Source organism: Nonomuraea sp. NPDC005692 (assembly GCF_040631115.1).
In the GTDB taxonomy this organism is placed as follows: Bacteria; Actinomycetota; Actinomycetes; order Streptosporangiales; family Streptosporangiaceae; genus Nonomuraea.
This window is the reverse complement of sequence record NZ_JBEXYU010000010.1, coordinates 178,980-197,193: the sequence shown is the minus strand read 5'-3', so window position 1 is coordinate 197,193 and position 18,214 is coordinate 178,980. Positions and strand designations below refer to the sequence as shown.

13 protein-coding genes are annotated in these 18,214 nt (G+C 71.9%); 9 read left to right on the top strand and 4 right to left on the bottom strand.

The genetic code is table 11. From position 1 onward, the window contains the following. Positions 1–36: 36 nt before the first annotated feature. The 6 genes from ligA to gatB all read left to right on the top strand — a co-directional run bounded on the left by ligA (position 37) and on the right by gatB (position 9,420). Entirely contained in the window at positions 37–2,229 is a 2,193-nt protein-coding gene (gene ligA / locus ABZ459_RS22665) for an NAD-dependent DNA ligase LigA (RefSeq protein ID WP_357973274.1), read from the top strand. Between the two features lie 229 nt (positions 2,230–2,458). After that, positions 2,459–4,531 (top strand): EAL domain-containing protein, encoded by a 2,073-nt coding sequence (locus ABZ459_RS22660; protein ID WP_357973271.1) that lies wholly within the window; start codon positions 2,459–2,461, stop codon positions 4,529–4,531. A gap of 69 nt (positions 4,532–4,600) precedes the next feature. Beyond that, positions 4,601–6,046, top strand: a complete 1,446-nt coding sequence (locus ABZ459_RS22655) for an ATP-binding protein (RefSeq protein ID WP_357973268.1) — start codon at positions 4,601–4,603, stop codon at positions 6,044–6,046. Between the two features lie 97 nt (positions 6,047–6,143). Further along, on the top strand, positions 6,144–6,443 hold the full coding sequence (gene gatC / locus ABZ459_RS22650; protein WP_101787882.1) for an Asp-tRNA(Asn)/Glu-tRNA(Gln) amidotransferase subunit GatC: 300 nt from the start codon (positions 6,144–6,146) through the stop codon (positions 6,441–6,443). Continuing rightward, positions 6,440–7,930 (top strand): Asp-tRNA(Asn)/Glu-tRNA(Gln) amidotransferase subunit GatA, encoded by a 1,491-nt coding sequence (gene gatA / locus ABZ459_RS22645; protein ID WP_357973265.1) that lies wholly within the window; start codon positions 6,440–6,442, stop codon positions 7,928–7,930. Before gatC ends, gatA begins: the two co-directional genes overlap by 4 nt. A gap of 2 nt (positions 7,931–7,932) precedes the next feature. Next, on the top strand, positions 7,933–9,420 hold the full coding sequence (gene gatB, locus ABZ459_RS22640; protein WP_357973517.1) for an Asp-tRNA(Asn)/Glu-tRNA(Gln) amidotransferase subunit GatB: 1,488 nt from the start codon (positions 7,933–7,935) through the stop codon (positions 9,418–9,420). Between the two features lie 198 nt (positions 9,421–9,618). Here the strand turns inward: gatB and ABZ459_RS22635 are convergent, their stop codons facing one another. Genes ABZ459_RS22635 through ABZ459_RS22625 form a run of 3 tightly spaced genes read right to left on the bottom strand, consistent with a single transcriptional unit; the run spans position 9,619 to position 12,612 of the window. Next, on the bottom strand, positions 9,619–11,154 hold the full coding sequence (locus ABZ459_RS22635) for a tripartite tricarboxylate transporter permease (protein ID WP_357973262.1): 1,536 nt from the start codon (positions 11,152–11,154) through the stop codon (positions 9,619–9,621). A 1-nt stretch (position 11,155) separates the two neighbouring features. Beyond that, the gene (locus tag ABZ459_RS22630; RefSeq protein WP_357973260.1) at positions 11,156–11,641 is read right to left on the bottom strand and encodes a tripartite tricarboxylate transporter TctB family protein; all 486 of its coding nucleotides are present in this window, start codon (positions 11,639–11,641) and stop codon (positions 11,156–11,158) included. Then, the gene (locus tag ABZ459_RS22625) at positions 11,641–12,612 is read right to left on the bottom strand and encodes a tripartite tricarboxylate transporter substrate binding protein (RefSeq protein WP_357973258.1); all 972 of its coding nucleotides are present in this window, start codon (positions 12,610–12,612) and stop codon (positions 11,641–11,643) included. Before ABZ459_RS22625 ends, ABZ459_RS22630 begins: the two co-directional genes overlap by 1 nt. A gap of 145 nt (positions 12,613–12,757) precedes the next feature. On the opposite strand from ABZ459_RS22625, the gene ABZ459_RS22620 reads away from it, so the two are divergent. The 3 genes from ABZ459_RS22620 (at position 12,758) to ABZ459_RS22610 (ending at position 17,066) form a co-directional block, all read left to right on the top strand. Beyond that, the gene (locus ABZ459_RS22620) at positions 12,758–14,323 is read left to right on the top strand and encodes a sensor histidine kinase (protein ID WP_357973255.1); all 1,566 of its coding nucleotides are present in this window, start codon (positions 12,758–12,760) and stop codon (positions 14,321–14,323) included. Continuing rightward, a complete protein-coding gene (locus tag ABZ459_RS22615; RefSeq protein WP_357973252.1) occupies positions 14,320–14,982 on the top strand; it encodes a response regulator in 663 nt (220 codons plus the stop codon). Before ABZ459_RS22620 ends, ABZ459_RS22615 begins: the two co-directional genes overlap by 4 nt. 200 nt (positions 14,983–15,182) lie before the next feature. Further along, entirely contained in the window at positions 15,183–17,066 is a 1,884-nt protein-coding gene (locus tag ABZ459_RS22610; protein WP_357973249.1) for a VanW family protein, read from the top strand. Here the strand turns inward: ABZ459_RS22610 and ABZ459_RS22605 are convergent. Next, on the bottom strand, positions 17,063–18,145 hold the full coding sequence (locus ABZ459_RS22605) for a PQQ-dependent sugar dehydrogenase (RefSeq protein WP_357973246.1): 1,083 nt from the start codon (positions 18,143–18,145) through the stop codon (positions 17,063–17,065). The two genes, ABZ459_RS22610 and ABZ459_RS22605, sit on opposite strands and share 4 nt — an antisense overlap. Positions 18,146–18,214: the final 69 nt, after the last annotated feature.

The window sequence follows — 18,214 nt, the reverse complement described above, 5'->3', positions numbered from 1 at the left end:
TTTGCTCAGCGTGTCTGACGTGGAAGGAGACCCAGCGTGAGCGAGCGTGACACCGAGGTCGGGGGCGTGCCCGTGGCCGCGCTCAAGCGGCATGCGGAGCTGAGCGAGCTGGTCGAGGACGCGCGCTGGCGCTACTACGTGCTCGACCAGCCGACGGTCAGCGACGCGCAGTTCGACGAGTGGTTCGGCGAGCTGCTCACGCTGGAGCAGGCCCATCCGGAGCTGCAGACGCCCGACTCGCCCACCCAGAAGGTGGGCGCGCCGGTCTCGGGCGACTTCACCAAGGTCAGCCACCTCAACCGCATGGAGAGCCTCGACAACGCCTTCAACCAGGCCGACATGGCCGCTTGGATGGCCCGCGTCGAGCGGCTGGCCGAGCGCGACCCGGGGCCCTACCTGTGCGAGCTGAAGATCGACGGGCTGGCCATCGCGCTCGTCTACCGCGACGGCAAGCTGGAGCGCGGCGCGACCCGGGGCGACGGCCGGGTCGGCGACGACGTCACGGCCAACGTGCGCACGATCAAGGGGGTGCCCCACCGGCTCAAGGGCGAGGGTGTGCCGAGCCTGGTCGAGGTGCGCGGCGAGGTCTACATCCCGGTCGAGGGCTTCAGGCAGCTCAACGAGCAGCTCGTGGAGCAGGGCAAGCCGCCGTTCGCCAATCCGCGCAACTCGGCGGCGGGCACGCTGCGGCAGAAGGACGCGCGCGTCACCGCCCAGCGCCCGCTGCGCATGCTCGTGCACGGCATCGGCGTCTGGGAGGGCTCGGCCGTGCCGCGCGCCCAGTCGGAGGTCTACGAGCGGCTGCGGGAGTTCGGGCTGCCGGTCAGCGACCTGTTCCAGGTGGTGCCCGGCCTCACCGAGGTCGACGAGTTCATCGAGCACTACCGGGTGCACCGGCACGATCCGGCGTACGAGATCGACGGGGTCGTGGTCAAGGTCGACGACTTCCGCACGCAGCGGGAGCTGGGGTCCACCTCCCGGGCCCCGCGCTGGGCGATCGCCTTCAAATACCCGCCGGAGGAGGTCAACACCAAGCTGCTCGACATCCAGGTGGGGGTGGGCCGCACCGGCCGGGTCACGCCGTACGCGGTGATGGAGCCCATCGTGGTCGCGGGCTCGACCGTCGAGCGGGCCACCCTGCACAACGCGGCCACGGTGATCAAGAAGGGCGTCCTCGTCGGCGACACCGTGGTGCTGCGCAAGGCGGGCGACGTCATCCCCGAGATCGTCGGCGCGGTCACGGCGTTGCGCGACGGCTCCGAGCGGGAGTTCGTCATGCCGACCCACTGCCCGGAGTGCGGCACCGAGCTGGCCTACGAGAAGGAGGGCGACGCCGACCTGCGCTGCCCCAACGCCCGCAGCTGCCCCGCGCAGATCCGCGAGCGCCTCTACTTCGCGGCCGGCCGGCGCGCGCTCGACATCGACGGGCTGGGTTACGTGGCGGCGACCGCGCTCACCCAGCCGGTGCCGCCGCAGGAGCCCGTCCTGCGCACCGAGGCCGACCTGTTCGACCTGACGATCGAGCAGCTCATGCCGATCCGGTCGGTCGTCCGCGACCAGGACACCGGCCTGCCCAAGCTCGACCCCGAGACCGGCGAGCAGAAGGTCGTCTCCCTGTTCGCCAACCTCGACGGCGGGCCCAGCCAGGCCGCCCGCACGCTGGTCGACGAACTCGCCCGCGCCAAGTCGGCGCCGCTCGCGCAGGTGCTGGTCGCGCTGTCGATCCGGCACGTCGGGCCGCCGACGGCCCGCGACCTCGCCGACTCCATGCGGTCGATCGACGCCATCATGAACGCCTCGGAGGAGGAGCTGGCCTCGGTCAAGGGCATCGGGCCGCGGGTGGCGGCGACGATCCGGGAGTGGTTCGAGGTCGACTGGCACCGGGAGATCGTCGAGCGGTGGCGGCGGGCCGGGGTGCGGATGGACGACGGCCCCGCTCCGGAGAAGACCGAGCCCCAGATCCTGGAGGGGCTGACGTTCGTGGTCACCGGGACGCTGGAGGCGTACACCCGCGACACCGCGTCCGAGGCGCTGACCGGCCGGGGCGGAAAGGTGGCAAGTTCGGTGTCGAAGAAGACGTCGTTCCTGGTGGCGGGGGAGAACGCCGGGTCGAAGTACGACAAGGCGGTCAGCCTGAAGGTGCCGATCCTCGACGAGCAGGGGTTCGAGCTGCTTCTGAAGGAGGGCCCGGAGGCCGCGGCGCGCGTGGCGGTCGTCGAGGAGGGGTAGCGGAGCCCGGCTCGCCCTTGCGGCGGGGCTGGTGTTCGGTGGCCTCGCGGATGGGCGCCCGGCGGGCTGGGGATCAGAGTTGTGTACGGACTGTCGATGGCCGCGCTACCCATAGTGGTTTTTGGGTATATGTCGGAAAGGAGAAGTGACGGAACGTACGCGCTTGGTTTCGCGAAGTGGGGTGAAGGTCGTACCCTCCCATAGTGACCTAATGGGGGTTCTGTTACCGATGACTGACCCAACCGACACCCGTGACACCGGTCCACGCGTCGGCACGCCGCTCTGGGCGTTCCTCGCGGGCATCACCGTGATCGGCTTCACCGCGCTGATCGTGGCCCTGCTCAGGCTGGATCCGGCCGCGCTGGCGGAGCTCGCCCGCACCCCGCTGTTCTGGGTGCTGGCGGTGCTGGTGATGCTGGGCGAGCTGCGGCCCGTCATGGTGTCCTCGGCGACCGCGGTCGGCGGCACCTACCCGTCGACCATGTTCACCTTCGCGGTGCTGCTGCACTTCGGGCTGTCCACGGCCGTGCTCATGCAGGCCGTCGCCATCGCCATGAACGGCGTCGTGACGCGCAAGGCGTGGCACCGGGTCATGTTCAACGTCGCCCAGTCCACCCTCGCGCTCACCGCCGCGGCCGTGGTGCTCGGGCTGTTCGGCGTCGTGCCGGGCCCGGCCGTGCCGTGGACGCCCACCGGGGCCGACCTGCCGGCGATCGCGCTGGCCGGCGTGGCCTACTTCGCCACCAGGGCCGCGCTCGTGTCCGGGGCGGTCGCCCTGCACGAGCGGCGCTCGATCGTCCGCGTGCTGCGGGTCACCGCCGGGCCGCAGGGGCTCGTCTACACCGCGCTGCTGGGCCTCGCGCCGCTGGTCGTCGTGGTGATGGACCATTCCCCCGGCCTCGTGCCGCTCTTCGTCGCCCCCCTCGCCGCCGTCTACTTCACCGCCACGCTGTCCATGCGCCGCGACCACCAGGCCATGCACGACGAGCTGACCGGCCTGCCCAACCGCAAGATGCTCATCGTCAGCACGGAGGAGGCGCTGGCCGAGTCCCGCCACGACGAGCGGGTCGGGCTGTTCCTCCTCGACCTCGACCGGTTCAAGGAGGTCAACGACACGATGGGCCATCCGGTGGGCGACCGCCTGCTGCAGATGGTGGCCCACCGGCTCACCCACTCCGTCCGTCCGGGTGACGTGGTGGCCAGGCTCGGCGGCGACGAGTTCGCCGTGCTGCTGCCCTCGATCAGAGACGCCAACGCCGCCAGGGAGGTGGCCGCCAGGCTGCGGGCCGCCCTGACCGAGCCCGTGCGCCTGGAGGGCATGAGCTTCGACCTCGACGGCTCGGTCGGCATCGCGCTCTTCCCCGACCACGCCCCCGACTTCGAGCTGCTGCTGCAACGCGCCGACGTGGCCATGTACCTGGCCAAGGAAGGGCGTACCGGGGTAGAGCTCTACCAGCCCGACAAAGACCGGAACTCACCCGAACGGCTCAACCTGCTGGGCGACCTGCGCCGCGCCATCGACAACCGCGAGCTGCAGCTGCACTACCAGCCCAAGGTTAGCCTGGCCGGCGGCGCGGTGACCGGGGTGGAGGCCCTGCTGCGCTGGTGCCATCCGGTGCACGGGCCGATCCCGCCGTCGGACTTCGTCCCGCTGGCCGAGCAGACGTACCTGATGCGCCAGCTCACCGAATACGTCATCGAGGCCGCGCTCGAGCAGGCCGCCCGCTGGTGGCACACCGGCCTGCAGGTGCAGATCTCGGTCAACATCTCGGCCCGCGACCTGCTCGACGCGGCGCTGCCCGAGCAGCTGGAGGTCGGCCTGACCCGGTACGGCCTGCCGCCCGCCGCGATCCAGCTGGAGGTCACCGAGCGCATCCTGACCGGCGACCAGGCCTACACCCAGGAGACCATCAAGGCGCTGGCCACGCTCGGCGTCCCGCTGTCCCTCGACGACTTCGGCACCGGCTACTCCTCGCTGATCAGGCTCCAGCGCCTGGCGGTCTCCGAGGTCAAGATCGACGCCTCGTTCGTCCGCCGCATCGCCGAGTCCGAGGACGACGACCGCATCGTCCGCTCGATCGTCGACCTGGTCCGCTCGCTCGGCCTGCGCTCGGTGGCCGAGGGCGTGGAGTCCGACGACGTCGCCCTGCGGCTGGCCGAGATGGGCTGCGACCTGGGCCAGGGCTGGCTGTTCTGCCAGCCCATGCCGGCCGCCGAAGCCACCGCCTGGCTCAGGGGCCGCTGCGAGCCGGCGCCGGCGATCGAGTTCGGCTACCAGTCCGAGGTCACCCAGACGGCCTGAACGATTACAGGAGTCGACTTCGTCGAAGTATACTTCGTCGAAGTACACTTCGATGTCTCTGGGGGCGTCTTGATCCCGAAGCCTGAACGGATCTTCGCGCGCGACTTCGAGTGGGAGGCTCTGACCGCCTTCGTCGAGCGGTCCGGTCCCCGGCCGCGGCCCCGGCTCGGCGTCGTCAGCGGCAGGCGCCGCCAGGGCAAGACGTTCCTGGTCGAGTCGCTCGCGCGCAAGACGGGCGGCTTCTATTTCGGCGCGACAGAGGGCACCCCGACGGAGTCGCTGAACCTCTTCGCCGCCGCTCTGGCCCGGTACGTGGGGGCTTCGGCGCCGTTCCGTTTCACGACCTGGGACGAGGCGATCGGCCAGCTCTTCGCCGTCAGCGCCGAGCGCCGCGCTCTCATGGTGATCGACGAGTTCCCCTACCTCAGCAAGGCGTCGCCGGCCCTGCCCTCGATCATCCAGCAGGCCATCGACCGGGCGGTCTTCGACGAAGTGCCGGCGTCCCTGCTGTTGTGCGGCTCGGCGATGTCCGTGATGGGCCGGCTGCTGGCAGGCAACGCGCCGCTGAGGGGGCGGGCTTCCATGGAACTCGCGGTCCGGCCGTTCGACTACCGCCTCGCCGCCCAGTACTGGGGGATCACCGATCCGCAGCTGGCCGTGAAGGTGCACGCGATCGCCGGCGGGACCCCCGCGTACCTGCCCCTGGCCAACGACGACAGGCCGGACGGCCTGGAGGACTTCGACGCCTGGGTGCGGCGCACGGTGCTCTCGCCCTTGACCCCGCTCTTCAAGGAGGCCCGCTATCTCCTCGAAGAGGAGGCGGAGGTGCGGGACACCGCCATGTACAAGTCCGTGCTGGCGGCCGTGGCCACCGGGAACGGCACCCGGGGCGGCATCGCGAGCTATGTGGGGCGCAAGGCGTCCGACATCGGCCATCACCTCAACGTGCTGGAGGACAGCAACCTGCTTCGCAGGGAGGTGGACGTCTTCCGCTCCTCGCGGTCGGTCTACCGCGTGTGCGAGCCGCTCATCCACTTCTACGAGGTCGTGATGCGACCGCAGTGGGGGCCGCTGGAGAGCGGCCGGGCCGAGTCCGTGTGGCAGGACGGCCGGGCCGGCTTCAGCGACCAGGTGCTCGGCCCGCACTTCGAGGAGATGTGCCGTCAGTTCCACCTGCTGGAACCCGATGTCCTGGGAGACTCGCCCGGCGAGATCGGCGCGGGAACCGTCGTCGACCCCGTACGGCACGAGCAGATCCAGATCGACGTCGCGGTCTTCGCGCCGGCGATGCGCGGCGAGCGCAAGCGGGTGTTGTCGCTGGGCGAGGCGAAGTGGGGCAAGGTCATGGGCCCCCGGCACGTCGCCCGGCTCAGGAGGGCGCGGGACCTGCTCGACGCCAAGGGGTACGACGTGCGGGACGCCAAGCTGGTCTGCTACAGCGGGGCGGGATTCGAGGCCGCGCCGGCCCAGGAGAGCGACGTGCTGGCGATCGGCCTGGACCAGCTCTACGGATGAGTGTGTTTCCGCCGGGTTAAGGGTTCGGGCCTGCGGCGTCAAGCCCCCTAGGATGGCAGTGTCCCAAACTCCATCCACGAAACGGGTTCAACGACTCATGTCCGCCATAACCCGCGACGAGGTCGCCCACCTGGCCCGGTTGTCCAGGCTGGCGCTCACCGACGACGAGCTCGACCACTACGCCACCCAGCTCGATGCCATCATCGAGTCGGTCGCGAAGGTGGCCGAGGTCGCCGCCGAGGACGTGCCGCCTTCGTCGCACGCGCTTCCGCTGACCAATGTCTTCCGCGCCGACGAGGTGCGACAGTCCCTGACGCCCGAGCAAGCCCTTTCCGGCGCTCCCGCCGTCGAGGACGACCGCTTCCGTGTGCCGCGCATCCTCGGGGAGGAGGCATGAGTCTGATCCGCAAGACCGCCGCCGAGCTGGGCGCGATGATCGCCGCGGGTGAGGTGTCGGCCGCCGAGGTGGCCGAGGCGCATCTCGACCGCATGGCCGAGGTGGAGCCCAAGGTCCAGGCGTTCCTGCACGTCGACCGGGAGACGACCCTTGAGCAGGCGCGGGCGGTCGACGCCCGGCTGCGTGCGGGCGAGAAGCTCGGGCCGCTGGCCGGGGTGCCGGTCGCGCACAAGGACATCTTCGCCACCCGCGACATGCCGACCACGGCCGGGTCCAAGATCCTCGAAGGGTGGCGGCCGCCGTACGACGCGACCGTGACCGCGCGCCTGCGCGCGGCCGGGCTGGTCATCCTCGGCAAGACGAACCTCGACGAGTTCGCCATGGGCTCCTCCACGGAGAACTCCGCCTACCACCCGACCCGCAACCCGTGGGACCTGGACAGGATCCCGGGCGGCTCGTCCGGCGGGTCCAGCGCGGCCGTCGCCGCGTACGAGGCGCCGCTGTCCACGGGCACCGACACCGGTGGCTCGATCCGGCAGCCCGCCGCCGTCACCGGCATCGTGGGCATGAAGCCCACCTATGGCGGTTCGTCCCGGTACGGGCTGATCGCGTTCGCGAGCTCGCTCGACACGCCGGGGCCGTTCGCGCGGAACGTGCTCGACGCGGCGCTGCTGCAGGAGGCGTTCTCCGGGCACGACCCGATGGACTCCACGTCGGTCGACGCGCCGGTACCGAGCGTCGTCGAGGCGGCCAGGAACCCCGACGTGTCCGGCATGCGCATCGGCGTGGTGAAGGAGTTCGCCGGCGAGGGCTACCAGCCGGGCGTGCTGGCCCGCTACCACGAGGTCGTCAAGCTGCTGGAGTCGCTGGGCGCCACGGTCGTCGAGGTGTCCTGCCCGTCGTTCACGACCGCGCTGCCGGCGTACTACCTGATCGCGCCGTCGGAGTGCTCGTCCAACCTGGCCCGCTTCGACGCCATGCGTTACGGCCTGCGCGTCGGCGACGACGGCACCCGCAGCGCCGAGGAGGTCATGGCGCTGACCAGGGCGGCCGGGTTCGGCCCCGAGGTCAAGCGGCGCATCATGCTGGGCACGTACGCGCTGTCCAGCGGCTACTACGACGCCTACTACGGCCAGGCGCAGAAGGTGCGCACGGTCATCTCGCGGGAGTTCCAGGCGGCCTACGAGCAGGTCGACGTGCTGGTCTCGCCGACCACGCCGACCACGGCGTTCCGGCTGGGCGAGCGCACCGACGACCCGATGGCGATGTACCTCGCCGACCTGTGCACCATCCCGTCCAACCTCGCGGGCAACGCGGCCATCTCGGTGCCGTGCGGCCTGGCCGACGAGGACAACCTGCCGGTCGGCCTGCAGATCATGGCCCCGGTTCTGGCCGACGACCGTTGTTACCGCGTCGGCGCCGCCGTCGAGAAGGCCCTTGAGAGCCGCTGGGGCGGCCCGCTGCTGAAGGAGGCCCCGTCGCTATGACCATGGTCTATGACGAAGCGCTCGACAGGTTCGAGCCGGTGCTCGGGCTGGAGACGCACGTCGAGCTCGGCACCAAGTCGAAGATGTTCTGCGGCTGCAAGACCGCCTTCGGCGCCCCGGCCAACACCCAGGTGTGCCCGACCTGCCTGGCGCTGCCCGGCTCGCTGCCCGTGGCCAACGCCATGGCCATCGAGTCGACGATCCGCATCGGCCTGGCGCTGAACTGCTCGATCGCCGAATGGTGCCGCTTCGCCCGGAAGAACTACTTCTATCCGGACATGCCGAAGAACTACCAGATCTCCCAGTACGACGAGCCGCTCTGCTTCGACGGCTACGTCGACGTCGAGGTCAACGGCGAGACCGTGCGCATCGAGATCGAGCGGGTGCACCTGGAGGAGGACACCGGCAAGTCCACCCACGTGGGCGGCGCGACCGGCCGCATCCACGGGGCCGACTACTCGATCGTCGACTACAACCGCGCGGGCATCCCGCTGGTGGAGATCGTCACCAAGCCCATCCCGGGCACCGACCGGCTCGCGCCGGAGGTGGCCAAGGCGTACGTCACCGAGCTGCGCGAGATCATGCGCTCGCTCGGCGTGTCCGACGTGCGCATGGAGGAGGGCTCGCTGCGCTGCGACGTCAACGTCTCGCTCATGCCGCGCGGGTCGTCGGAGTGGGGCACCCGCACCGAGACCAAGAACGTCAACTCGCTGCGCAGCGTCGAGCGGGCGGTGCGCAGCGAGATCGAGCGCCAGGCGGGGGTCCTCGCCGAGGGCGGCAAGATCATCCAGGAGACGCGGCACTTCCACGAGGACACCGGCACCACCACGTCCGGCCGGTCCAAGGAGGAGGCCCAGGACTACCGGTACTTCCCGGAGCCCGACCTGGTACCGATCGAGCCCGACCCGGCGTGGGTGGCCGAGCTGAAGGCGGCGCTGCCCGAGCTGCCGTCGGTCAAGCGCAAGCGGCTGCAGGCCGAGTGGGGTCTGTCCGACCTCGACATGCAGGCCATGCACAACGCCGACGCGATCGACCTGGTCGAGGCCACGGTCGCGGCCGGCGCCCCGGCGGCCGACGCGCGCAAGTGGTGGATGGGCGAGCTGGCGCGGCGCGCCAACGAGAGCGGCGTGGCGCTGGCCGAGCTGCCCATCACGCCGGCCCAGATCGCCAGGGTCACCGAGCTGGTGGCCTCGGGCGCGCTCAACGACAAGCTCGCCCGGGAGGTGCTCGAAGGCGTGCTGGCCGGTGAGGGCACGCCCGACGAGGTGGTCGAGGCGCGCGGCCTGCAGATCGTCAACGACGAGGGCGAGCTGTCGGCGATCATCGACCAGGTGCTGGCCGGCAACGCGGACGCGGTCGAGAAGGTGCGGTCCGGGAAGATCGCCGCCGCCGGTGCGCTGGTGGGTGGCGTGATGAAGGCCAGCCGCGGCAAGGCCGACGCGGCCCGCGCCCGGCAGCTCATCCTGGAGAAGCTGGGCGTCTCGGAGTAGGCACGGCCCATCCGCGGGGCCTGCGGCGGCCCCGCGGATGCGCGCACATCGGCGGGGCCCCTGGTGGTCCCGCCGATCCGGACATATCGACGGGGCCACCGAGGGGGCGCGCTCGCGGGCGCCGTGCCTTCCGCGCGTTCCGCCGCCGGAAGGCGGGTCCCAAGAACCACCGGGCGACGTTCCCGGTGGGCGGGCCGGTCAGTCCTCGCGTGACACGGGTGTGACCGCATCGACGCCGCGGCGTGCCATCAGCCGCCCCATCAGCCGCCGCAACAACGGCGTGAGCAGCGCGAGCAGGGCGAGGGCGAGGAGCACGGCGGCGATCGGACTGCGTACCAGCACGCTGACGTCGCCCGCGCCGATGGCGAGCGCGCGGCGGAGCTGGATCTCCGCCATCGGCCCGAGGATCATGCCGATCACCGCGGGCGCGACGGGCAGGCCGAAGCGGCGCATGGAGAACCCGAGCAGGCCGAGGACGTACAGGACGAACAGGTCCACGACGGTGCCGTTCACGGCGTAGACGCCGAGCGCGGCGAACAGCACGATCCCGGCGTACAGGTACGACCGGGGGATGCGCAGGACGCGTGCCCACAGGGGAGCCAGCGGCAGGTTCAGCACCAGCAGCATCGTGTTGCCGACGAACAGCGAGGCGATCATCGCCCACACCAGGGCCGGGTTGTGGTCGAAGAGCTGCGGGCCGGGCTGCAGGCCGTACTGCTGGAAGGCGGCCAGCAGGATGGCGGCCGTGGCCGACGTGGGCAGGCCCAGCGTGAGCAGCGGGACCAGGGTCCCGGCGGCCGAGGCGTTGTTGGCCGCCTCCGGGCCCGCGACGCCCTCGATGGCGCCCTTGCCGTACTCCTCCTTGGCCACGCCCTTGGCCAGGCGTTTCTCGGCCGCGTACGACAGGAACGTGGGGATCTCCGCGCCCCCGCCGGGCAGCGCGCCGAACGGGAACCCGAGTGCGGTCCCGCGCAGCCAGGGCAACCAGGAGCGCCGCCAGTCGGCGCGGCCCATCCACGCCCGGCCCACGGGCACCACCTCGGGCGCGGCGTGCCGCAGCCGGGAGGCCACGTACAGGGCCTCGCCGACCGCGAACAGGCCGACCGCGACGATCACCACGTCGATGCCGTCGAGCAGCTGCGGGACGCCCAGCGTGAGCCGCGCCTGACCGGTCTGCTGGTCGATGCCGATCAGCCCGATCACCAGCCCCAGCCCCAGGGAGGCCAGCCCGCGCACGACCGAACGCGACAACACCGACGACACGGCGGTGAAGGCCAGGATCGCCAGCGCGAAGTAGTCCTCGGGGCCGAACGAGATCGCGAAGCTCACCACGGCGGGCGCGGCCACCACCAGCAGCGCGGTGGCGATCGTGCCGGCCACGAACGACCCGACGGCCGCCGTCGCCAGGGCCTGCGCCGCCCGCCCGCGCCTGGCCATCTTGTTGCCCTCCAGGGCGGTGATCATGGAGGACGACTCGCCGGGCGTGTTGAGCAGGATGGAGGTGGTCGAGCCGCCGTACATGCCGCCGTAGTAGATGCCGGCGAACATGATGAACGCGCTGGCCGGCGGCACGGTGAAGGTGATCGGCAGCAGCAGCGCCACGGTCATCGCGGGCCCGATGCCGGGCAGCACGCCGACCAGGGTGCCGAGGGTGACGCCGACCAGGGCGTACAGGAGGTTGACGGGGGTGAGCGCGGCGGCGAAGCCGTCCATGAGGAGCTGGAACGAGCCCATCTCAGATCACCCCGCCGAGCGGGCCGGCCGGCAGCGAGACGCCGAGGCCCTTGACGAACAGCAGGTACGTCGTCACGCCGAGGACCACGGCCACCACGGCGGCCCGCACCTTGTGCTCGGCCCCGAGCACGACCGACAGGCCGAAGAACAGCAGGCTCGCGCCGATGACCCAGCCGAGCACGTCGAGGAGCGCGGCGAAGGCCAGGAAGACGCCGCTGACCAGCCCGACGCTGCGCCAGTCGGTGGGCGCGTCCGCGTCCACGTCCTCGCTCTCCTCGGGGTCGCCGGCGCCGCCGCGCAGCACGTCGATCACGTAGAACAGGCCGATCAGCACCATGGCCCCGCCGACCAGCATGGGGAAGAAGCGCGGCCCGAGGCCGAGCTGGGAGGCCGCGGCCGAGACGTCGAGCGTGCCGACCATCACGAACACGCCCAGCCCGAGCACCACGACCGCCAGCCCGAGTTCGGGCCGCCACCAGCGAGCCATCAGGACACGAGCCCCATTTCGGCGATGATGCCCTTGACCTTGGTCTCCTCGGACTTCAGGTAGTCGGCGAACTGCTGCCCGGTCTGGAAGGAGTCGATCCAGCCGTTCTTGGCGACGGCGTCCTTCCAGGGCTGGGAGTCGTGCATCTTGGTGACCAGGTCGGTGAGGGACTTCTTGGCGGCGTCGTCCAGGCCGCCGGGGGCGACGAAGCCGCGCCAGTTGGCCAGCTCGACGTCCAGGCCGCCCTCCTTCAACGTCGGCGCGTCCAGGCCGGCCACGCGCGAGCCGCTGCTGACGGCCAGCGCCCGCAGCTTGCCGGACTTGACGTGCTCGGCGAACTCGCCGACGCCCGAGATGCCCGCGCTGACCTTGCTGCCCAGCAGCGCGTTGAGCGCCTCGCCGCCGCCGGAGTGGGCGATGTAGTTGACCTGCTTGGGGTCCACGCCCGCGGCCTTGGCCATCAGCCCGGCCACGATGTGGTCGGTGCCGCCCGCCGAGCCGCCCGCGACGGAGACCTTCGCCGGGTCGGCCTTCCACGCGGCGACCATGTCGGCCAGCGTCTTGAACGGGGAGTCGGCCGGGACCACGACGATCTCGTACTCCTCGGTCAGCTTGGCGATGGGGGTGGTCTCGGCCAGGGTGACCTTCGACTTGTTCTGCTCGATCGCGCCCACCATGACCAGGCCCATGGTCATCAGCAGGTTGCCGTTGCCCTTCTCGCCGGCGAGCTGGGCCAGGCCGATCGTGCCGCCCGCGCCCGGCACGTTGTAGACCTCGACCTTGCGCTTGGGGTCGGCCGTCTTGAGGGCCTGCTCGGCCGTACGGGCGGTCTGGTCCCAGCCGCCGCCGGCCGCCGCGGGGGCCATGATCCGCAGGGATCCGTCGCCGCCGGAGGCGCCGGTCTCGCCGCAGCCGGACAGGGCGGCGACGGAGAGTGCCGCCAGGGCGGCGGCGAATACGCGCAAGCGCATGATCACTCCAAGGGGGGATTCGCACAGTCGTAGGGCTGCGATGGTGATGCCCGTTCCCTGCCCGGTCGAGGCTTTGGGCGGTTGCCGTCATAGTGGTCGTATTGGTCGCGACCTGGCCGTGACCTGGCTTTGTTTCCATGTGGGCGTGCGCAGGGTTACCGACGCCCCCCTCGGCACCCAGCTGTTCGTGCTCCAGATGGTGATCGTGCTGCTCGCCGTCGGCGGCACGGCAGGCGTGTGGGCGGGGCACACGAGGGAGCAGCTCGACGCGCTGCACCAGCAGCGCGCCCTGGCCATCGCCCAGTCGGTGGCCGCCCTTCCGCAGGTGCGCGACGCCTTCCGGCTGGAGAACCCGGAGTCGGTGCTGCAGCCGCTGGCGCTCAGCGTCCAGCACGAGACCGGAGCCGACTACGTGGCCATCGCCAACGCCGAGCAGAAGCGTTACGCCCATCCCAACGCCGCCCTGATCGGCAAGCGGCTGTCCACCGACGGCACCGCGGTCCTGCGTACGGGCCGGAGCTGGGTCGGCACCGAGACGGGCACGATCGGCACCACGGTCAGGGGCAAGACTCCCATCCGCGACGAATACGGCAACGTCATCGGCCTGGTGTCGGTCGGCGTGCTGCAGACCACGGTCACCGGCCAGCTCGGCGGCGCGCTGCCGCCGCTGATCTGGACCGCGCTGGCCGTGCTGCTGGCCGGTCTGGCGCTGGCCGCGCTGATCACCGCCCGGGTACGCAGGCAGACGTTCGGGCTGGAGCCGCGCGAGATCGCCGCGCTGCTGGAGCAGCGCGAGGGGGTGCTGCACGGCGTGAAGGAGGGCGTGCTCGCCCTCGACCTGGCCGGGCGGGTCACGCTGGTCAACGACGCGGCCCGCGACCTGCTCGGCGACCTCGGGGCCGACGTGACCAGCATGCCGGTCTCCGAGCGCATGCGCGACGTGCTGACCGGCGCCGACCCGGGCGAGGACCGCGTGGTGCTGCACGGCGAGCGGGTGTTGGTGCTCAACAGGACCCCGGTCGCGGTACGCGGCCGGCACCGCGGCTGGGTCGTCACCCTGCGCGACCGCACCGAGCTGGTCCGCCTGGCCCGCGAGCTGGACGACACCAGCAGCGCGACCGAGGCCCTGCGCGCCCAGGCCCACGAGTTCGCCAACCGCATGCACACCGTCGTCGGCCTGCTGGAGCTCGGCGAGCACGAGGCCGCGATCGGCTTCATCACCCGCACCACCTCCGGCGCGTACGCCACCGGCCTGCGCGAACGCGTCCAGGACCCTACGCTGGCCGCGCTGCTGCTGGCCAAGTCGGCCGAGGCGGCCGAGCGCGGGGCGCGGCTGGTGCTGGCCGAGAACTCCGCCGTGCCGGAGGGCGCGCTCGGCGACCCGCAGGACGCCGTCCTCGTGGTCGGCAACCTGGTCGCCAACGCGATCGACGCGCTCGACGGCGCGGGCGGCACGATCGAGGTCTCGGTCGTGGCCGACGCCGATGGCCTGCACGTCCGCGTCGGCGACTCGGGCCCCGGCATCACCCCCGAGCTGGTGGAGGAGGTCTTCAGGGAGGGGTTCACGACGAAGGCCGCCCTGTCGGGGCCGCGCGGCCTGGGCCTGGCCCTGACCCGGCAGGCGTGCCTGCGCCGGGGCGGCTGGGTCCGGGTGCGCAACGCCGGCGGCGCCGTCTTCACCGCCCTGCTGCCCGCCGAGGCCCGCGCGTGAACGACGTACGGGTCCTGGTGGTGGACGACGACTTCATGGTCGCCCGTATCCACGGCGGGTACGTCGCGCGCGTGCCCGGCTTCGAGGTCGTCGCCGTGGCGCACACCGGTGCCGACGCGCTCGCCGCCGTGGCCGAGCTCCGGCCCGACCTGGTCCTGCTCGACATCTACCTGCCCGACATGTCCGGCCTGGAGGTGCTCAAGGCCATCGACGACGTGGACGTCCTGATGATCAGCGCGGCCCGCGACGTCGCCACGGTCAGGGAGGCCATGCGCGGCGGCGCGGTCAACTACCTGATCAAGCCGTTCACCGCGGCCGCGCTCACCGAACGCCTGCGCCAGTACGCCGACACCCGCAGGCGGCTCACCGCCATCGGCCCCCAGGCCCGCCAGGACGACGTGGACCGGCTGTTCGGCGCGCCCAAGCAGCCCGTCCCGGTGCCCAAGGGCCTGTCGCCGGCCACCTGCGCGCTGGTGGCACAGGCGCTGCGCGAGGCCGGGCGCGACCTGTCGGCGGCCGAGACGGCCGAGCTCACGGGCCTGTCGAGGGTGAGCGCGCGGCGGTATCTGGAGCACCTGTGCGCGTCGGGCCGGGCCGAGCTCCACCCCAGGTACGGCACCGCGGGACGGCCGGAACATCGCTACCGGTGGCTAGGTTGACACACTTCCGTATTCGTTTCTGGTGACATAGTCGGACACTCGTGCCTTACTGTTGCCTGAGACTTGGCTGCGGACCGGGAGGAGATTGAGGCGTGCGAAACGCCGGACCGATCGAATCACCGACCGACCCGTTCGCCTCGGTGCCGATGCCCACGTCGGGTGTCTCCAAGAAGCCGCGGATCGAAGGATTACCTCCGGGCGTGTCCCGTGACATCTTCGGCCCGCAGGACCAGCAGGAGCCCCGGCCGGCCCCAGGACCGAGCGCGCCCGGCGGTCAGACCGGCGGTGCGCTGCCACCGAAGGCGCCGCCCGCGCAGCCGTGGCCGATGAAGGACAAGGACCCCGCCGCGCCCGCCCCCGTGTTCGGGGGCGGCGGCGACCGGCCGCCCGCCTTCGAGCCTGAGCCCGCCCGCCGGCGCCGTCTGCTGCCCGGGGTGCTGGTGCTGGTGCTCGTCCTGGCCACGCTGGCGTACGTGGTGCCGGCCGTGATGATGTCGGGGGCCGTGCTGCGCGGCACCCGGGTGGGCGGCGTGGAGATCGGCGGCCTGACCGTCACCCAGGCGGCCGACAAGCTGCGCACCGAGCTGGGCCCCAGGCTCAGCCGGCCGGTCACGGTGAACATCAACGGAAAGAAGGACACCGTCCAGCCCGACGAGGCCGGACTCGAGCTCGACGTGGTCGGCACCATCGGGCAGGCCCCCAGCGGCTTCCCCGGCCCGGTCGAGGTCTGGCGCGGCCTGACCGGCACGACCGACGTCCCGCCCAAGATCACCATCGACTCCTCCCAGCTCACCAGGACCGTCGAGGGCCTGGCCGAAGGCGTGGACAAGCAGGCCCGCGAGGGCAGGGTGACCTTCTCGGGGCTGGAGCCCAAGGCCCGCATGCCCGAGGACGGCGTGCTCCTCGACCGGGACGACGCCGTGCGCCGGATCGGCGAGGCGTTCCTGCGCGGCGGCGGCGCGGTGGTGCTGTCCATGCGCCCGGCCAAGCCCGCCACCTCGACCGAGAACGTCGAGTCGGCCCTGGCCGCGGCCAGGAAGGCCGTCTCCGCGCCCGTCACGCTGACCCTCGCCGGCAAGCAGGCCCAGCTCACCCCGGCCATGATCGCCGCCCACCTGACCTACGTGCCGGACGGTGACGGTGCGCTCGTCCCCGAGTTCGACGCGGAGGCCGCGCTCGCGCCGGTGGAGAACAGCCTCGTGGACGCCACCCAGCAGCCGCGCGACGCGACGTACCAGATCGTCGGCGACAAGCCGGTGCTGGTGCCCGCGCGCAAGGGCAGGGGTGTGAACGCCAAGCTGGTGGCCCGCGACGTCGAGAAGCTGCTCGCCTCCGCCGGCCCCCGGACCGTGGAGGTCAAGCTGGGCGTGGTCACCCCGGAGGTCACCACGAGCCAGCTCCGCGGCCTCGGCATCAAGGAGAACGTCGGCACGTTCAGCACGACCTTCGACTGCTGCCCGCCGCGCGTCACCAACATCCGGCGCATGGCCCAGCAGCTCGACGGCAGGCTGGTCAAGCCGGGCGAGACGTTCTCGCTCAACGAGGCGACCGGCGAGCGCACGGTCGAGGACGGCTACGTCCGGGCCGGCCAGATCGTCGGCGGCCGGATGGTCGACATCGTCGGCGGCGGCGTCTCCCAGTTCGCCACCACCCTGTACAACGCGGCCTTCCTCGGCGGCTTCGACCTGGTCGAGCACGAGCCCATGGACTACTACGCGCCCTCCTACCCGGCCGGGCGCGACGTGGCGCTGCTCTACCCCGACCGCGACCTCAAGTGGCGCAACGACTCCGAGTACGGCGTGCTGATCAAGACCGCCACCACCGCCACGACGGTCAGCGTCACCCTGTGGAGCACCAAGCGGTACGACAAGGTCGAGGCGGTCGAGTCCGAGCGGCGCGACTTCAAGCCGTTCGGCCGGGCGACCAGCGACGAGCCGGGCTGCGTGGCCGCCACCGGCCAGCAGGGCTTCACGATCGACGTCACCCGCGTGTTCCACAAGGACGGCGAGATCGTGAAGAAGGACAAGAAGCTGGTCACCAAGTACCGGCCGCAGACCGCGCTCACCTGCGGCGCGGCCGGCTAGGACGTGGCGACCGACAGGATCCGGTCGTCACCCGCACGCGGTGAGCCGCGGCCGTCCTTGTTGCTGGTGCTCACCCACAGGCCGCCGCCGGGCGCCGCGGTGACCGCGCGCAGCCTGCCGTAGCGGCCGGTGAAGCGGGCCACGGGCGTGCCCGGCGAGCCGTCCGGGGCCAGCGGCACCTGCCACAGCCGCTGGCCGCGCAGCGTGCCCACCCACAGCGCGCCGTCCGCGTACGCCATGCCGGACGGCGACGCCTCGCCGGTGGGCCAGGTGAGGATGGGGTTGACGAACCGGGCGTCCTTGCCCTTGCCCTCGACCTCCGGCCAGCCGTAGTTGGCGCCCGGCCGGACCAGGTTGATCTCGTCGTAGGTGTCGGCGCCGAACTCGGAGGCGTACAGGCGGCCCGCGGCATCCCAGGCCAGGCCCTGGACGTTGCGGTGGCCGTAGCTGTAGACGAGCGTGCCGAACGGGTTGCCGGGGGCGGGGGCGCCGTCCACGGTCATGCGCAGGATCTTGCCGCCGAGCGAGTCGCGCCGCTGGGCCAGGCCGCGGTCGCCGGTCTCGCCGGTGGTGGCGTACAGGTAGCCGTCGGGGCCGAAGGCGAGCCGGCCGCCGTTGTGGATGCCGCCCTTGGGGATGCCCTCCACGAGGAGCCGCTCGTCGCCGAGGCCGTCGTCGCCGAGCCGGTAGCGGACGATCCGGTTGTCCTGCTCGGCGGTGTAGTACAGGAAGACCTGCCGGTCCTTGACCGCCACGCCCAGCAGGCCGCCCTCGCCGCCGGGCCGCGCGTCGCCGATCCGGGCGACCTCGGTGACCGCGCCCGCGGGGGTGACGCGCAGCAGCCTGGCCGTGTCCCGCTCGGTGACCAGGGCGTCCCCGCCGGGCAGGAACGCGATCGCCCACGGCACGGCCAGGCCGGTCGCCACGTCCTCGGGAGCGCGGGGCGCCCTGGCCGCCGGGACCGAGGCCGTCGGGGCCGAGGCCGCCGGGTCCGGGACCGCCGCCGCCGTCGGCGCCTCGCCGCCGGCCGAGCAGGCGGCGAGCGCGGCCAGGAGCAGGATCGTCCAGAGCTTCCTCATGTGTTCCATACTTCCCCGCGGGTCGTAAGGTTCTCGGCATGAAGATCTGGGTTCCGTCCGAAGCGGCGG

Coding starts and splice junctions, on each gene's coding strand:
- ABZ459_RS22660 (WP_357973271.1), top strand. CDS start 2,459: ATGACTGACCCAACCGACACCCGTGACACCGGTCCACGCGTCGGCACG.
- gatC (WP_101787882.1), top strand. CDS start 6,144: ATGTCCGCCATAACCCGCGACGAGGTCGCCCACCTGGCCCGGTTGTCC.
- gatA (WP_357973265.1), top strand. CDS start 6,440: ATGAGTCTGATCCGCAAGACCGCCGCCGAGCTGGGCGCGATGATCGCC.
- gatB (WP_357973517.1), top strand. CDS start 7,933: ATGGTCTATGACGAAGCGCTCGACAGGTTCGAGCCGGTGCTCGGGCTG.
- ABZ459_RS22635 (WP_357973262.1), bottom strand. CDS start 11,154: ATGGGCTCGTTCCAGCTCCTCATGGACGGCTTCGCCGCCGCGCTCACC.
- ABZ459_RS22630 (WP_357973260.1), bottom strand. CDS start 11,641: ATGGCTCGCTGGTGGCGGCCCGAACTCGGGCTGGCGGTCGTGGTGCTC.
- ABZ459_RS22625 (WP_357973258.1), bottom strand. CDS start 12,612: ATGCGCTTGCGCGTATTCGCCGCCGCCCTGGCGGCACTCTCCGTCGCC.
- ABZ459_RS22605 (WP_357973246.1), bottom strand. CDS start 18,145: ATGAGGAAGCTCTGGACGATCCTGCTCCTGGCCGCGCTCGCCGCCTGC.